We start from the raw sequence: 15,305 nt of genomic DNA on the forward strand, positions 1-15,305 counted from the left end.
GGCGTGGGCCGCCGGGGTACGGGGTCTGCCGGCGATGGGGCGGGTACGCGGCTTCCGCGGGCGGTTCGCCGCGGCCTGCGGGCTGGGCGGGCTGGCGCTGCTGTCCGCGGTCGGGCTGATGGCGACCTCGGGGTGGCTGATCAGCCGGGCCTCGCAGCAGCCGCCCGTGCTGTATCTGATGGTGGCGGTCACCGCGACCCGGGCCTTCGGTATCGGGCGGGCGGTCTTCCGCTACGGGGAGCGCCTGGTCGCGCACGACGCGGTCTTCCGGGCGCTGGCCGGTGTCCGGGTCGCGGTCTACCGGCGGCTGGAGCGCCTGGCGCCCGCGGGCCTGCGTGAACGGCAGCGCGGCGACCTGCTCTCCCGGCTGGTCGCGGACGTGGACGCGGTCCAGGACCACTACCTGCGGTGGCTGCAGCCCGCGCTCACCGCCGGCCTGGTGGTGCTGGTGTCGGCGGCGTTCGCCGGATGGCTGCTGCCCGCCGCGGGGGTCGTCCTCGGGGCGGGACTGCTCGTGGCCGGCGTCGCCGTACCGCTGCTGGCCGCGGCCGTCGCGCGCCGCACCGAGGCACGGCTGGCCCCGGCGCGCGGCGAGCTGTCCGCCAGGGTGCTGGCCCTCTTCACCGGCACCGCCGAGCTGACGGTCGCCGGTGCGCTGGACCGGCGTCGGCAGGAGGCCGCGGACGCCGACCGTACGCTCACCGCGGTCGCCGCCAGGTCCGCCGCGGTCACCGCGCTGGGCGCCGGGCTGACCACGCTGGTCGGCGGGCTGACGGTGACGGCGTGCGGCTACGTCGGGGTGCGGGCGGTGGCCGCGCACGACCTGCCGGGGGTGGCGCTCGCGGTGCTGCTGCTGGCACCGCTCGCCGCTTTCGAGGCCGTCAACGGCCTGCCGCTCGCCGCCCAGCAGCGGCAGCGCAGCCGCCGGGCCGCCGAACGGGTGAACGACGTGCTCGACGCGCCACTTCCGGTGCGCGAGCCCGAGCATCCGGCGGCGCCGCCCGCCTCGCCCTTCCCCCTGGTGGTGAGTGGACTGACCGCCCGCCACCCGGGCCGTACGTCCGCCGCGCTCGACGGTGTTGGCCTGACCCTCACCGAGGGTCGCCGGATCGCGGTCGTCGGCGCGTCGGGCGCCGGCAAGACGACACTGGCGCACGTACTGCTGCGGTTCCTGGACGCCGAGTCCGGGACGTACACCCTGGGCGGGCGGCCCGCGGACGAGTGCGACGGCGATGACGTACGCCGGCTGGTCGGCCTGTGCGCGCAGGACGCACATGTCTTCGACAGCACCGTCCGGGAGAACCTGCGGCTCGCCCGCCCCGGCGCCACCGACGACGACCTGCGCGGAGCACTGGCCGCCGCCCGTCTCGACCTCGGCCTCGACGCGGCCGTCGGCGAGCACGGCGCCCGGCTGTCCGGCGGCATGCGGCAGCGGCTCGCGCTGGCCCGCGCGCTACTGGCCGGCTTCCCGGTCCTGATTCTGGACGAGCCCGCCGAACACCTGGACATCGCCACCGCCGACGCCCTGACCGCCGACCTGCTCGCCGCCACGCGCGACCACGGCCGCACGACGCTGCTGATCACGCACCGGCTGGCCGGGCTCGCGGGCGACGCCGTGGACGAGATCGTCGTGCTCGACGCGGGCCGGGTCGTCCAGCGCGGCACGTACCGCGAACTCGCCGCCGCGGACGGCCCCTTCCGCCGCACCCTGGAACGCGAACAGGCCGCCGACGCCTTCGCCCGGCCCGGGACCGCGCCGAGGGTGCCCGCCGCGGTCTGATGCTCCGGGAAGGCGGGGCAGCGGCCCCGGTTGCGGGCGCGCCGGGGCGGGAGGACGTTGGAAGCAGGGGCGTGACCGGGGTTTCGCTTGCGTGCGCAGGGCGCAGAGCGCCGGCCGCGTGCCGCCGAATGGAGGAGACCCCATGCGCATGCTGCTCAGCGCGAGGATGGACACCGCGACCGCGAACCAGTCGGTGACGGACGGCACGATGTCCAAGATGATGCAGGAAGTGGTCGAGGATCTACGCCCGGAGTCCGCTTACTTCACCGCCGCCGAAGGCGACCGGTGCTGCTACATGGTCTTCGACATGAAGGACAGCGCGCAGATGCCGCCGGCCCTCGAACCCTTCTTCCACGCCGGTGCGAAAGTCGATCTGCGGCCGGTGATGTCCATGGACGATTTGCAGACAGGTCTGGCCAGTCTGGGCCGCTGACCTGCCCGGATTACGCCGGACGGGTGGCGTTGGTCGGAAAATCCGCGTTCTCGGGGTGCGGTTCCGGACAATCCGTGCTCGTTTCCTCATCATCGGATTAGTCACTTCGACCGATAAGGAAACGAGAGAGGTCATGGCTCCTATCACTCCCCGTATCACCGCGTTCTGGGGCGCTTTCCTGAGCGTGCTCATCAAGTGCGTCGCCGCGCTGGGCTTCGCGACCCCGGTCCGTACGAAGGCCGCCGCGTCCGGGCGGATCGCCGACTCCGCCACCGTACCGGCGCAAGCCGTCGCCGCCTCCGCGAGCGCGGCAGCCGCGCAGAGGGGCGGGTATGCTCCGCCACCGATTCCGGCCGGCCGGGTCCTGCTGCCCGCGCAGCGGTCATCCGAGCGCGGACGTTCGCTGCCGCCGACGATGAAGCAGCGGATCAGGGCCGAGGCGCACGGCACGTCGCCCAGCGCCCGCAGTGTCGCCGCGTCCATGGACGGCCTCGGTGACGCCGTCGCCGCGGCAGCGGCCGCTGTGGCCGCCGCCGACCAGCACGACGCGGCGGACCGCACCGCCCGCCGCCGCGAGCGGTCGCTGTGCGGATGACGACCGCGGTGCCTCACGCGCTCCACGGCACGTGCGGATCAGCGGACCGGTACGCGTGCGGCTCGGCCGGCCACCGCTTCTGCGGACCGGTGGACCGGGGCTCGTACCGAGCGGCGAACCGGTGCTCGTACCTTCCGGGGGACCGGCGCCCGGACCGCGCGGCGGACCAGGGCTCGCACCGTCCGGCAGGCGACTGCGTGACCGGATCTGCGGACCACCGCTTCCGCGGGCCGGCGGGCCAGGGCTCGTACGGATCTGTGCACCTCCGCACCTGCGGACCGGCTGGCCCGTGTTCGAACGGACCGGCGCACCACCACCCCGCCTGCGGACCCGCGCACGGCTGCACGCACGGACCTCACCGCCAGTACGGACCAGCGCACCACCCCGGTCGGCGTACGCCCCCGCGTCAGCACGGCGCCTCTTCGCGGCGGCGACGACCGGCCCAGAACGTCACATCGAGGGCGTAGCGACCCGGCCCACCCGGCTCGGCTGAGCGCGGATCCGCACCTTTGTGCGGGACGAGCGCGGCGGATACGGGAGGATGGGTCCTGTGACCTCAGCCATCGGTGCCCCCGGCGGGCCGTCCCGTTCCTCCGGCGCGCACCCGCAGCCCCACGCACACGACGACTTCGCCGTATCCTCGCCGCGGCTGATCGCCACCGACCTGGACGGAACGTTGCTGCGCAACGACCGGTCCGTGTCGCCGCGTACGATCGCCGCGCTGGCCGACGCAGAGGCGGCCGGCATCGAGGTCTTCTTCGTCACCGGGCGCCCGGCCCGGTGGATGGGTGTGGTCGCCGAACACCTCGCAGGACACGGAATGGCGATCCTCGCCAACGGTGCCGCGGTCTACGACCTGCGTGCGCACCGGCTGATCGAGGCCTTTCCGCTGCCCGAGGACGACGCGCTCGCGGTCGCGCACGCGCTGCGCTCCGCGCTGCCCGGCACCAGTTTCGCGGTCGAGCGCGCCGACGACTTCCGGCGCGAGCCCGGTTACGCCGCTGTCGAGCCCGACGGCGCGTCGCGTGCACCCGTCGAGGTGCTGCTCGCCGAGGACCGGGCGCAGCCACTGCTGAAACTGCTGGCCAAGCACCCGACGATCGACCCGGACGAATTCCTGGCGACGGCTCTCGCGGTGGCGGGCAAGCACGGCGAGATCACCCGGTCGAGTCATTACGCGCTGCTGGAGGTCAGTGGCGCGGGGGTCAGCAAGGCCACCACGCTGGCACGGTGCTGCGCGGAGCGCGGGGTGTCGGCGGCCGAGGTCGTCGCTTTCGGCGACATGCCGAACGACCTCGCGATGCTCGGCTGGGCCGGTACGTCCTACGCGGTGGCCAACGCGCACCCCGACGTCCTGGCCGCCACCACCCACCGGACGGTGGCGAACGAGGACGACGGGGTGGCCCGGGTGATCGAGCGGATCGTGGCGGCCCGCCACAACTGAGCGGTCGCCGTACGGCCGGGGCCGTACGGACGCGCTGGCTCAGGCCTGGCTCAGGCCTGGCTCTCGGCGGCCACGATGGCGAAGACCGCGCCCTGCGGGTCCTGGACCACGGCCATCCGGCCGACCTTGTCCATGTCGAACGGCGGTGTGATCAGCGACCCGCCCGCCCGGACGACGGCATCGACGACGCTGTCGGTGTCGTCCACCGCGAAGTTGACCAGCCAGTGCGGCGGGGTGCCGTCGGGCAGGTTGTCCATGCTCATGACGCCGCCGATGGTGCGGCCCTTGACCTGGAAGCCGGTGAATTCCGGCATTTCCGGCATCGGGCCCGCGGTCAGGCCGAGCACGGCCGAGTAGAACTCGCCGGCAGCCGTCGGATCGGGGCTGTGCAGCTGGTTCCAGACCAGGGCGCCGTGCTCGTTGACGATCTCGGCGCCCTTGAAGTCCTTCGGCTGCCACACGCCGAACACCGCGCCGAAGGGGTCGGCGGCGATGAACATCCGCCCCAGCGTCATGACGTCGGAGGCCGGCATGACCACCGTGCCGCCGTTGGCCGTCACCTTGGCCTCGGCCGCGTCCGCGTCGGTCGCCGAGAAGTACGTGGTCCACGCGACCGGCGGCGCGGGCCGATCGCCCATCTCCATGGCCTTCATCAGGCCGGCGACCGGCTTGCCCTTCTGCGTACAGACCGAATATCCGCCGAATTCGTCCGGTCCGATCTCGCCCTGCCAGCCGAAGAGATCACGGTAGAAGTCCAGCCCGGCTTGCTGATCGGGCACCATGAGGTCGATCCAGCACGGTGTGCCGGGCTCGTAGGGGCCGGTGACTTCGGGCATCTGGCGCCTCCATGGGTGGTCCGGGGTGCCACGGGGGTCCCGGTACTTGCCGCCACCCCGGCCGGACGACCGGGTGGCCACGCCCCCGATAGACCACCCTCCCCGCCGCCCGGCACTCCCGCGACCCGAACGCGACCCGAAGGCCCCTTGGGGCCGCGCCTCCGCCGTGCCTCGGCCGCGGGGGGGGGCGCACCGCCGGCCGGCGCCCTAGCCGAAGGCGGCGGCATGCCGGGCCGCCCAGCCCGCGAACGTACCCGCCGCCCGGCCCAGCACGCGCTGGACGTCGGACGTCACCGCCTGCTCGGCCGGCTGCGGCTCGCCCAGGATGCCGAGGGTGGCGTCCACCACGGGCTCTGGCATGAAGCGCAGCATCTGCTGCCTGGCCTCGGCCCTGCTCTGCTCCACGAAGGCCACCGGCTCGCCCACCGCTTCGCCGATCACCTGTGCCCGCTGCCGCGGCGAGAGCGCTGCGGGCCCGGTGAGTTCGTACGTACGCCCGGCGTGGCCGTCCTCGCGCAGCACGGTGGCGGCGGCCTGCGCGACGTCGGCCGGGTCGATCACCGGCAGCGCGATGTCGCCGAACGGGGCGAAGACCGTCCGCCGGGTGCGTACCGGCTCGGCCCAGGCGAGCGCGTTGGACGCGAACCCGCCCGGACGCAGCACCGTCCAGTCCAGGCCCGAGTCCCGTACGGCCGCCTCGAAGCCGGCCGGGTGCGCGTACGCCAGGGGCCGCGTCCCTGCGCCCTGCGACGAGAGCAGCACCACCCGCCGTATGCCGCCGGTCTTGGCCGCGTCCAGCACGGCGTGCGGGTCGTCGCCCGCGACGAGCAGGAAGAGCGTGTCGGCGCCGTCGAAGGCGGGCCGCAGGCTGTCGGGCGCCGCCAGGTCGCCCTGCCGGTGGCGGACGCCGGCGGTGGCCGCGCCCGGGTCCCGGCGCGACACCGCCGTCACCTCTTCGCCCGCCGCGGCGAGCGCGTCCACGACCTGCCGTCCGACGTTTCCGGTCGCTCCGGTCACTACGATCATGATCACTCCCAGGTCCGATGTCCCGTTGACCCGGCGAAGCTAACATCGTGGAGATAGTAGGTACCTAGAGGATAGTAATGGCGCTCACCCCTTGAGCTGCGCCAGGCCCTCCGTCGCGATGCGCTCGAAGACCTCGGGGTCGGTGGCGAAGTCCGAGTCCGGGATCGGGGTGTGCAGCACGATCTCGGTGATGCCCAGCTCGGCGTGCCGCCCCGCGAAGTCGACGAAGGCGCCGACCGACTCCAGCGGGGTGTTCCGGTCGGGCGTGAAGCCGGTGAGCAGGATCTTGTCGAGCTCGCCGGGGTCCCGCCCGGCCGCCGCGCAGGCCTCGCCCAGCCGCTCGATCTGCCCGCGGACCGCCGCCCGCGACTCGGCCGGCGTCCCGCTCTCGAACAGCGCCGGGTCCCCGGTGGTCACCCAGGCCTGCCCGTACCGCGCCGCCAGGCGCAGGCCGCGCGGCCCGGTCGCCGCCACCGCGAAGGGCAGCCGCGGCTGCTGCACGCACCCGGGGATGTTCCGCACCTCCTCAGCCGCGTAGTACCTCCCGCGCTCGCTGACCGCGCTCTGCGTCAGCAGCCGGTCGAGCAGCGCGACGAACTCCGCGAACCGGTCCGCCCGCTCCCGCGGCGTCCACGGCTCCTGCCCGAGCGCGGTCGCGTCGAACCCGGTCCCGCCGGCCCCGATCCCCAGCACGAGCCGCCCGCCGGAGATGTCGTCGATCGACATCAGATCCTTCGCGAGCGTGACCGGATGCCGGAAGTTCGGCGACGTCACGAGGGTCCCGACGCGGATGCGGGAGGTGGCCGCGGCGGCCGCCGTCAGCGTCGGCACCGCTCCGAACCACGTCCTGTCCCTGAACGTCCGCCACGACAGGTGGTCGTAGGTGTAGGCAGCATGGAAGCCGAGGTCCTCGGCCCGCCGCCACACCTCCCGCCCCTGCACGTGCCAGCGGTAGATCGGCAGAATCACAGTGCTCAGACGCATGAGGACGACGATACGGGCCGCCCGTCAAACCTTCCCGCGCCGCCAACGCTCGAACGGCTCCAGTCGGGCGATGGCGGGGGCGACCGCGCTTACGGCCCCTGCGAAATCGTGGGCAAGCCGCACGCACATGCCCAGCAGATCACCGGCATCGCAAACCTCGACCTCCGGCTGCGGCACCCAAGAAGCACGCGAGACGCACCTGATGAGCACCCGATCGCCATCGGGGCTGAAGGTCAAGGTGCGCTCAACCCCCTGCGAGTAGAGATCCAGCTCCACCTCCCGGCCGGAACGCAAAGCGTTGATCAGGCGCGGCAACTCCTCCACAAAGGCCGACATGTCGTAACCGACGTCGAACGCCCAGTCGTCCCGGCCGAAGCCGCGGATGCGGAAGGCAGCGTCTGTCCCGTCCAGAACACCGCATGCCACCAAGGCCAGGATGTAGTAGTCCTTCTCGTCCTCAAGATGTCCACGTGGCACCGCGCGCACACGCGCGAGGGCCTCCGGCGAAGGGTCGGCGAAGGAAAAGTGGAAAGGCACGTATTCGCTCCGCACGTGGGGGCCACCCGTGTTGACCGACCCGGCGACAGAGAGTCGCCCGTAGTTCACACGCTATGTACTACACTGGGTGCCATGGATACTCCCCGCTCCGGCAAGACCCGGGTCACCAGCGTCTCCCTGCGCGCGGAGACACTGGAGGCGATTCGCTCGCGCGCGGGCAAGCAGGGTGTGTCCTCGTACATCGAGGAAGCCGTGCAGCGCCAGCTCCAGCGTGAGGCCGTGGACGAGTACATCGCGGAGTACGAGGCTGAGCACGGTCCCGTCGACCAGGCCGAGGTAGCGGCGCGGGCGGAGAGGATCAGGGCTCACCACGCGGCTCACCGTGGCGAGGCTACGCCGGCGGACGCTGCGTGAGCGGCACGCTCGTCCTGGACAGCGAGGCCCTGTCCAAGCTGTCGAGGCGGCACAGGGACATGACGGTCTGGCTGGACGTGGCTCGCAGCCTAGACCTGCTGATCGTGACCAGTGCGGCAACCCTCGTCGAGGCGCGCGATCCCAAGGTCGCCCAGGCGGCATTCGACTTCGCGGTCTCCCTCACCAAGGTGCGACCGATCACCGAAGAGACCGCCCGCTCCGCGAGCAAAATTCTGGCCGCCGAAGGCCTGCATGGTCACAAGTACGCGATCGACGCCATGCTGGCTGCCACCGCACACGCGGAACATGGCGATGTGACGGTCGTGACCAGCGACGCGGACGACCTGCGTCGGCTCTGCCATCCGCGCATCGCAATCGAGCCGATCTGACATTTGCACGCGCAGGCACCAAGAAAGTACCCGCAGGTCAGCCCGTGATGCGTGAACGCGGTTTGACTGAGGTCACCGTCGTCCCGAGCCGCATCCGCTCCGTGACCCCGGCCGCGGCCGTCAGCGTCGGCACCGCCCCCAACCACGGCCGGTCCCGGAACGGCACCCGCCACGACAGGTGGTCATAGGTGTACGCGGCCTCGAAGCCCAGCTCCTCGGCCCGCCCCCACACCTCACGGCCCTCGTCGGCCCAACGGTAGATCGGCAGAATCACAGTGCTCAGATGCATGGCTTGAGCCTATGCCGGTTCCGTACTCGTGCCACGGTCGACGTCGCCTCCGCGCCTGAGGATCCGTCGGCCGTCCGACACCCAGCCGAGGAAGCGCACATCGTCACCTCGCCGTGCTGAGCCTGTCGTCGTATCGAAGGGCCGCGGCGGCCGCGAGCCTCTTCTCCCGGGGCTCGCCGACCCGCCGCTTCGGCTACGGAGCGGAACGTGGGCGGGACCACGGTCAGGAACCGGCTGTACCACCACGATGGGCAGCGGCGCGACGCGGACGACATCGGGTCAGCCTCCACCGTGAGCACCCCTGCAGCCGCAGAGGGCGGAGGCGGAGCCTGGCGCCTCCTTGACTGCCAACCCGCCGCGCCGGGGCGACCTGGCCGACGAACGGGAATCACCCGACTCAGCCCCTACCGGCGGGGTGAAAGAAGTAGCAGGCGCAGGGTCTTGCGTGCGTCGCGGCGGCGGTGCGGGCTGCGCGCAGCCAGGGAGGTGAGCGCAGCAACGGCGATGGTCGTGGCGTGCACGGTGCCGGCGAGGACGGCGATCAGGGCGATCAGGGACGGGTGCACGGCTGCCTCCGGGCGGTCATTGGGCGGAGGCATCTTTCTCCGGCCAACGGCGGGTTTCCGGCAACGTGCAGGAGTGAGCGGGAAGCACTAATAGTCTGGTCAGCTGCGGTGAGCAGAGTTTTCCGGAGGCGTGTGTGGGCGGAACCCGGTTACCGGGGGCGGAGGACCTGGCGGTGCGGCTGCTGGCCGAGGTGGCGCACCTCTACGTAGCGGCAGGCAGCCCTCCTCGGGAGGCGCTGGTGGGGCGGCGGTGCGCCAAGAGGCTCGGCAGACCCGTCAGCCTGTCCACGGTCAATCCCTGGCTGCTCCGGCAGAGCCTGCCCAAGTCGGGCTCGCCCGTCTTCCTCACGCTCGTGGACGTCCTCCAGCAGATGGCCGCCGAGCGGGGAGTGCAGGTCACCAAGCGCAGCGAGGGCGCGTGGAGCCAATTGCTGAGGAACGCCAACGACCAGCGGGCCGCCGAGAAGCGCGGGGGCCGACCCCGGAAGGAACCGCCCCGCGCGCCCAGGAAGCCGGTAGGTCCGCAGACGCTGCCCGCCGACATCGCGGACTTCACCGGGCGCGATGGCCAGGTCGACGAACTCCTTGGCTTTCTGGAGCCGAGCAGTCTGGCAGGGGGCGTGCTCGTCACCGCCGGGATGGCCGGGGTCGGCAAGACCACACTGGCAGTTCATGTCGCCGACCGGGCTCACCGGGCGGGCTGGTTTCCCGGCGGCGTGCTCTTCGTCGATCTGCGCGGCTTCAGCCCGGACGCCTCGCTCGACGCCGCCGACGCCGCCGGGGCCCTACTGCGTGACCTGGGTCGACGTGCGGTGCCGCCGGCGGCGGAGCGGGCAGGGGCGTTGCGCTCCCTGCTCGCCGGACGGCCGCCGGTGCTGATCGTGCTGGACAATGCCGCGTCCGCGAAGCAGTTGACAGGACTGGCACCCCATCCGCCGCACCGGCTGCTCGTCACGTCCCGCGACACGCTTTCGGCACTCCCCTCGGCCCGCGTCGTCCGGCTCGACTCGCTGTCCGACCAAGAGTCGGTTCTGATGCTGGATGGGGCACTGCGCCGGGCGCGCCCTGACGACGACCGGGTGACGGCCGAGCCCGACGCCGCCCGCCGGATCGCCGAGCTGTGCGGCTCTTTGCCGCTGGCCCTGCGCATCACCGCCGCACAACTGCGCGACGACCCCTACCGTTCATTCGCCGACCAGGCCAAGGCCCTCTCCCGGGCGCACGCCCGGCTCGGCCTGCTCAGCTATGACGATGTGGACGCCGACGGCCGGCCGCTCGCAGTGCGCGCCGCTTTCGACCTGTCCCTCGCCCGGCTCACCGACGGACTCCAACGCGCCTTCCGGCTGATCGGATCCCTGCCCGCCCCGGACATCGGGCAGGAAACGGCGGCCGTCGGTCTCGACCGCGGCGCCCACGAGACCTACCGCATGCTTGCGGGCCTGGTCCGGCGCCACCTCCTGCGCAGACGGCCGGACGGCCGCTGGGACATGCACGACCTCCTGCGCCTGTACGCGGCCGAACAGGTAGCGCCCGGAGACTACGGTGCCGCTCTGGACCGGGTGCTACACCACTACCGGCGGCGCGTCCCGGCGGTCTGCCGCAGCATCTCCCAGAGCACACGCCGTGAGAAGGACCGGCGTCAGGCGGTCGAGTGGCTGGACACCGAACACCGCGGTGTCGCCGCAGTCTTGGTGGCAGCATGCGAACACGGCCGGCATCGCGAAGCGGTGCACCTGGCCAGCTATATGTCGACATACTGGGAGTTCCGCGGGCTCGGCCGGGAGTGGACAACCGCAGCCGAAGCGATTCTGAAGCGGGCAAAAGACCTGGGTGCGTACGAATTCGCCATGGCATCCTCGAACCTCGGCAACGCCTACCAGCAAGACCATCGGTCCGACGAGGCGCTGCCCCACCTGGAACGCGCAGCGCTGCTCGCTCCGAACGAACCATCCCGGGGCAGAGCACTGCACAACCTGGGCCTCGCCCACTTCCAACTCGGCCGCTACCACGACGCCGCGTCCAACCACCGGGCCGACCTGGACATCTGCCACTCCCAAGGGGACAAGCTGGGAGCCGCCCAGGCGCGCGTCGCCTTGGGCGACGCGCAGCGTATGCTCGGCCGGCACGCCGAGGCCGCCGACACCTTGGTAAGGGTCCTCTCCATCCTCGGCACCAGCCGCCAAGGTGCCTACGCCGACATCCGGCTGAGCGCACTCGTGAACCTCGCGCTCACCCTCATGGGCTGGAACCCGGTCACCTACGGAAACTGCGGCATTTGGCTCCTGTGCCACGCCCTGCGGATCGCCCTTGAACGCGACAACCGGACCTGCCAACTCGTCATCTACACTGATCTCGCCGCCCTCTACCTAGCCATTTGCCCCCAGTGCTACGCCGAACCGGCCCTGGACTGCGCGATCCGCGCACTCTCGCTGTCCGGTCAGGGCGGCGACCGCGTCGTCGCAGTCGGTGCCTTGCTCAACCTAGGTCATGCCCACCTCGCCCTGGGGGACACGGGTGCGGGGGCCGCAGCACTGCGGCAGGTGCAGGAGGCGTACGCGGCCCAGGGTGGTCCCGAGACAGACAGGATCCCGTCGCTACTCCACGAGACGGCGGGCGAGCACATCCCAGGCTGCCGGGGCCCGGGCGTCACCGGTTGGGCCCGCCCCCTGCACGAATCGGTGCTGGCCGGCGAATACGACGATCTGGAGTCCGTCACCTACTTCGGATTCCGATACCGGGTGCGGCATTAGGCCGTTTCGTGCGGATCATCTGATCATCGGATCGGATACATGGTCAATTGGACTCGCAGTGGCGGTGGATCGCGCCGTACAGCAACTGGTGCGGGGCCCACGACCGGCAGCGACTGCGGCAGGCACCTGGGAACGAGTTCTCACCGCGTTGACGGCCCAGGCTGTGGAAGTGGCTTCTAGTGCCATGGTCCGTCCAGCGCATAGGCCCGGCTTATCAGCCGCAGAATCGCAGCTCAGCCCGTGATGCATGAACGCGGCTTGACTGACGTCACGAGCGTCCCGACGCGGATGCGGGAGGTGGCCGCGGCGGCGGCCGTCAGCGTCGGCGCCGCCCCGAACCACGTCCGGTCCCGGAAGGTCCGCCGTGACAGGTGGCCATAGGCAGAGGCGGCATGAAAGCCCGGCTGAGCGGCGGGCGGGTCGTTGTCGGTGGTGGCCGGCTCCCGCGGGTGGCGGGGGCGGATGGCGTGCGCCGGAGGGGAAGCGCGGATTTACGGCAGCGATTCGCTGACAAATATGGGTATGTGACGGTGCCTCATTCCCTATCCGTCAGTCCGTTCGATTAATTAGACTGCGGCTGCCCTGCTGGTCGAGGTGACCGGAAGGGCCGCCATCACGGGCGGGCGCGGCCTGATCGGCCGTTGCCGCAGGAGGGAGGTCCGATCATGGTCAAGCACTACCTCAAGTACGCACTGAGCACGTTGACCGCCGCCATGTTCCTGCACATGGCCTGAACGAACGGTCCCGGCCTGGGCCGGGTGAGCACTCCGGCCCAGGCCTCAGGAGGACCCATGTTCGGCACCGCCCTGAGTCAGCTCCGCTACGGCATGGCGATCCTGCTCAACCGGGAGATCCGGCCGCAGGACCTCGAACGGATCGCGCGCGACCTGGTCGCCACCCTCGCCGAGTTCGGCGAACCCGGCGCCGACTCGTCCCTGTTGCCCGGACAGGCCGGCCAGCTGGACCCCGAGGTGCGGCGTACCGTCACCCGCAGGAGCCTGCAGGCGACCGCGCGGGCCGCCGCCCGGCACACCGCCTACTACCAGCGGGTCTTCGCCGACCTGGCTATCGACCCCGGCCGGCTCGACACCGACACCTGGTCGCAGGTGCCCATCACCCCGAAGAAGGCCCTGCGCGGCATGCCCGCCGCGTTCGTCTCGGCCGCCGTCCCGCCCGCGCTCATGGCGCTGACCACCGGGACCAGCGGCACGCCCACCGCGGTGTGGTTCTCGCGGGCGGAGCTGGAGACGACGATCGCCCTGAGTACCATCTCGGCGGCCTTGACGCTGGGCCTGCGCCCCCGGCACACCGTGGCCTACGCGGGCTGCTCCCGGGCCACCCTCCCGCTGCTGACCGCCGAGGAGTCGGCCACCCGGGTCGGCGCCTCGTTCGTCCAGTTCGGGACGATCGACCCCGCGCTCGCGCTGGACCGCCTCGCCGCGCCGCTCGGACTGCCCGGCAAGGCGCTGCAGATCACCCATCTCAGCGCGTCCGCGTCCTATCTCTCCGCGCTCGTCGAGGCGGCCGAGCGGGGCGGGTGGCGGGCCGCCGACTTCGGCCTCGAAAGCATCGGGGTGGGCGGCGAGGTGCTCTCCGACCCGCTGCGCGAGCGGGCCGAGGCGGCGTTCGGCGCCCCGGTGTCCACCTCCTACCTGATGACGGAGACGCTGCCGTCGGGCGGCACGCCCTGTTCGCAGGGGCATCTGCACCACACCACCGAGTTCGGGTACCTGGAGGTGCTCGACCCGCAGACCTGGGAGCCTGCCGGGCCCGGCTGCGTCGGCATGGTCGTCCACACGCCCTTCGTGCCCTACCGGCAGTGCACCCTCCTGCTGCGGTACGCCACGGGTGACCTGGTCCGGCTGCCGTCCGGGGAAGCCGCCACCTGCGAATGGGCGCACCTGCCGGCCACGTCCGCCGTCCTGGGCCGCTGGACCGGTCCGCTCAGCGCGGCGGTGCCGACCAGGAGCGTCCTCGACCTGATCGAGGCCGAGCCGGACGTACCGCTGCCGGCGCGATACGCGCTGACCGAGGAGCCGGACGGGAAAGCCCTGCTGCACGTGCTGGTCCGCTCGCTGCCCGCGTCGAGGCTGCGGGCCGGTCTGGAGCAGCGGGCCGCGGAGGCTGGGCTGCCGCTGGCGGGCATCGTGCTCTACGACGACCGTTCGCTCATGCCGCCGACCGGGGCGCTGCGCGCGGACCTGCACGAACGGAACTTCGAGTCGGTCCGCCCGGCCGGCGCACGTACCGGGAGCGGCGCGTGAACGGGATCGCGATGGTCGCGCTGAGCTGCTGCGTGGCACTGCTCATGGCCGGGGCGGGCCTGTATCTGGCCCGGGTGCGGATGCCCAGGCCGCCGGTGGGCGTCTACGCCTCCGCCGACATCGCCGTGCTGTGCGTCGGCGTCGTGCTGGCCCCGCTGATCTACCTCGCACTGCCGGGTGCGGTCGACTCGGCGCTCTTCGGCCTGGTGCTCTGCCTGGCCGTGCAGTTCACGCTGGCGCCGGTCTGCCCGAGCCGCTGGGCCTGGTGCCTGGCCCTCGCGGCGACCGGCACCACCGTCGCCTTCGCCGTCGGCGGCAGCGATGTCGGGGTACGTGCCTGCACCGATGTGCTGCTCGCCGCCGCCGTGGTCGGCGTGACCAATCTCTGGGCGCAGAGCGGCATGCGGTCGTCCCATGTGGCCGCGCTCGCGGGAGCGCTGACCTGCTACGACCTGGTGGCGACCACGCTGACGCAGGTCACCGAGCACTTCGTCACCCAGGTGCGGGGGCGGCCCTTCGCGCCGCTTCTCGCGCTGACCGGCGGTCACGAGCCGGTGGCGGTCGGCCTCGGGGACCTGCTGCTGCTCGTCCTCTTCCCCCTGGTGGCGGCCAAGGCCTACGGTCGGGCGGCGGCTTTCACAGCGGCGGTGGTCGGGGTGGCCGTGACCAGCGTGATCAGCGTGCTCTTCGCCGCCGGAGTGCTGACGTCCGGCTTCCCGCTGCTGACCGCGCTGGGTCCGCTGATCGTGGCACAGCACCTCGTGTGGTCCCGCCGTGCGGGGGGCGAGCGCAGCACCGTCGCCTGGCGGGACGGCGCCCCGCCGGCCGCCTCGCGCCGCTCCCCGGAGCCGGACACCCGGGTGAGCGCGGCCCTGGCGCTCGCTTTCCCCGAGGATCTGCCCGAGGGCGCCTGGTGTGCCGTTCACGACGGGCGCATCGTCGGCACGGCGGCGTCCCCGGGCCGCGCGCACCATGAGGCCCGCCGTCGCGGAGCGACCGCCGACACCGTGGTCCGCCAGGTCTGACGCGCGGTCGTG

14 protein-coding genes and 2 pseudogenes are annotated in these 15,305 nt (G+C 72.2%); 9 read left to right on the plus strand and 7 right to left on the minus strand.

All coding sequences use genetic code 11. The features are described 5' to 3' along the window. From cydC to V7E46_RS09595, 4 genes are all read left to right on the plus strand, one after another. The coding region (gene cydC / locus V7E46_RS09580) for a thiol reductant ABC exporter subunit CydC (protein WP_333768015.1) at positions 1 to 1,780 on the plus strand (1,780 nt) is incomplete at its 5' end. A 142-nt stretch (positions 1,781 to 1,922) separates the two neighbouring features. Next, the gene (locus V7E46_RS09585; protein WP_333768016.1) at positions 1,923 to 2,213 is read left to right on the plus strand and encodes a hypothetical protein; all 291 of its coding nucleotides are present in this window, start codon (positions 1,923 to 1,925) and stop codon (positions 2,211 to 2,213) included. Positions 2,214 to 2,346: 133 nt separating this feature from the next. Next, positions 2,347 to 2,808 carry a DUF6344 domain-containing protein gene (locus V7E46_RS09590; protein WP_333768017.1) on the plus strand — a complete coding sequence of 154 codons (462 nt, stop codon included), beginning with the start codon at positions 2,347 to 2,349 and terminating at the stop codon, positions 2,806 to 2,808. Positions 2,809 to 3,349: 541 nt separating this feature from the next. Beyond that, entirely contained in the window at positions 3,350 to 4,252 is a 903-nt protein-coding gene (locus V7E46_RS09595) for an HAD family hydrolase (protein ID WP_333768018.1), read from the plus strand. Between the two features lie 50 nt (positions 4,253 to 4,302). Here the strand turns inward: V7E46_RS09595 and V7E46_RS09600 are convergent, their stop codons facing one another. The 4 genes from V7E46_RS09600 to V7E46_RS09615 all read right to left on the minus strand — a co-directional run bounded on the left by V7E46_RS09600 (position 4,303) and on the right by V7E46_RS09615 (position 7,650). After that, positions 4,303 to 5,088 (minus strand): VOC family protein, encoded by a 786-nt coding sequence (locus V7E46_RS09600; protein ID WP_333768019.1) that lies wholly within the window; start codon positions 5,086 to 5,088, stop codon positions 4,303 to 4,305. A gap of 207 nt (positions 5,089 to 5,295) precedes the next feature. Then, on the minus strand, positions 5,296 to 6,114 hold the full coding sequence (locus V7E46_RS09605; RefSeq protein ID WP_333768020.1) for an NAD(P)H-binding protein: 819 nt from the start codon (positions 6,112 to 6,114) through the stop codon (positions 5,296 to 5,298). A gap of 84 nt (positions 6,115 to 6,198) precedes the next feature. After that, positions 6,199 to 7,098 (minus strand): LLM class flavin-dependent oxidoreductase, encoded by a 900-nt coding sequence (locus V7E46_RS09610; RefSeq protein WP_333768021.1) that lies wholly within the window; start codon positions 7,096 to 7,098, stop codon positions 6,199 to 6,201. Between the two features lie 24 nt (positions 7,099 to 7,122). Next, positions 7,123 to 7,650, minus strand: coding sequence for a hypothetical protein (locus V7E46_RS09615; RefSeq protein ID WP_333768022.1), 528 nt, complete (start codon positions 7,648 to 7,650; stop codon positions 7,123 to 7,125). A gap of 78 nt (positions 7,651 to 7,728) precedes the next feature. Between V7E46_RS09615 and V7E46_RS09620 the strand changes: the two genes are divergently transcribed. Beyond that, a complete protein-coding gene (locus tag V7E46_RS09620; RefSeq protein ID WP_333768023.1) occupies positions 7,729 to 8,010 on the plus strand; it encodes a hypothetical protein in 282 nt (93 codons plus the stop codon). Beyond that, complete coding sequence (locus V7E46_RS09625) at positions 8,007 to 8,399, plus strand: type II toxin-antitoxin system VapC family toxin (protein ID WP_333768024.1); 393 nt, start codon at positions 8,007 to 8,009, stop codon at positions 8,397 to 8,399. Before V7E46_RS09620 ends, V7E46_RS09625 begins: the two co-directional genes overlap by 4 nt. A 43-nt stretch (positions 8,400 to 8,442) precedes the next feature. On the opposite strand, the pseudogene V7E46_RS09630 reads toward V7E46_RS09625, so the two are convergent. Together V7E46_RS09630 and V7E46_RS09635 are read right to left on the minus strand one after the other, a co-directional pair. Continuing rightward, positions 8,443 to 8,688: pseudogene (locus V7E46_RS09630) on the minus strand (LLM class flavin-dependent oxidoreductase); the annotation flags it as partial. A 404-nt stretch (positions 8,689 to 9,092) separates the two neighbouring features. Next, positions 9,093 to 9,287, minus strand: coding sequence for a hypothetical protein (locus V7E46_RS09635; protein ID WP_333768025.1), 195 nt, complete (start codon positions 9,285 to 9,287; stop codon positions 9,093 to 9,095). A gap of 140 nt (positions 9,288 to 9,427) precedes the next feature. Here V7E46_RS09635 and V7E46_RS09640 point away from each other — a divergent pair, with 140 nt between their 5' ends. Continuing rightward, positions 9,428 to 12,004 (plus strand): ATP-binding protein, encoded by a 2,577-nt coding sequence (locus V7E46_RS09640; RefSeq protein ID WP_333768026.1) that lies wholly within the window; start codon positions 9,428 to 9,430, stop codon positions 12,002 to 12,004. A 239-nt stretch (positions 12,005 to 12,243) separates the two neighbouring features. Here the strand turns inward: V7E46_RS09640 and V7E46_RS09645 are convergent. Continuing rightward, a pseudogene (locus V7E46_RS09645) lies at positions 12,244 to 12,468 on the minus strand (LLM class flavin-dependent oxidoreductase); the annotation flags it as partial. 327 nt (positions 12,469 to 12,795) lie between these two features. Here V7E46_RS09645 and V7E46_RS09650 point away from each other — a divergent pair. Both V7E46_RS09650 and V7E46_RS09655 read left to right on the plus strand, forming a co-directional pair. Next, positions 12,796 to 14,268 (plus strand): phenylacetate--CoA ligase family protein, encoded by a 1,473-nt coding sequence (locus V7E46_RS09650; protein WP_333768027.1) that lies wholly within the window; start codon positions 12,796 to 12,798, stop codon positions 14,266 to 14,268. Further along, positions 14,265 to 15,293 (plus strand): hypothetical protein, encoded by a 1,029-nt coding sequence (locus tag V7E46_RS09655; RefSeq protein ID WP_333768028.1) that lies wholly within the window; start codon positions 14,265 to 14,267, stop codon positions 15,291 to 15,293. The genes V7E46_RS09650 and V7E46_RS09655 overlap by 4 nt, the downstream gene beginning before the upstream one ends. The last annotated feature ends 12 nt before the right edge of the window (positions 15,294 to 15,305 follow it).

The organism is Streptomyces sp. IBSBF 2435 (genome assembly GCF_036815005.1).
Classification (GTDB): domain Bacteria; phylum Actinomycetota; class Actinomycetes; order Streptomycetales; family Streptomycetaceae; genus Actinacidiphila.

Coding starts and splice junctions, on each gene's coding strand:
- V7E46_RS09585 (WP_333768016.1), top strand. CDS start 1,923: ATGCGCATGCTGCTCAGCGCGAGGATGGACACCGCGACCGCGAACCAG.
- V7E46_RS09590 (WP_333768017.1), top strand. CDS start 2,347: ATGGCTCCTATCACTCCCCGTATCACCGCGTTCTGGGGCGCTTTCCTG.
- V7E46_RS09595 (WP_333768018.1), top strand. CDS start 3,350: ATGGGTCCTGTGACCTCAGCCATCGGTGCCCCCGGCGGGCCGTCCCGT.
- V7E46_RS09600 (WP_333768019.1), bottom strand. CDS start 5,088: ATGCCCGAAGTCACCGGCCCCTACGAGCCCGGCACACCGTGCTGGATC.
- V7E46_RS09605 (WP_333768020.1), bottom strand. CDS start 6,114: ATGATCGTAGTGACCGGAGCGACCGGAAACGTCGGACGGCAGGTCGTG.
- V7E46_RS09610 (WP_333768021.1), bottom strand. CDS start 7,098: ATGCGTCTGAGCACTGTGATTCTGCCGATCTACCGCTGGCACGTGCAG.
- V7E46_RS09620 (WP_333768023.1), top strand. CDS start 7,729: ATGGATACTCCCCGCTCCGGCAAGACCCGGGTCACCAGCGTCTCCCTG.
- V7E46_RS09635 (WP_333768025.1), bottom strand. CDS start 9,287: ATGCCTCCGCCCAATGACCGCCCGGAGGCAGCCGTGCACCCGTCCCTG.
- V7E46_RS09650 (WP_333768027.1), top strand. CDS start 12,796: ATGTTCGGCACCGCCCTGAGTCAGCTCCGCTACGGCATGGCGATCCTG.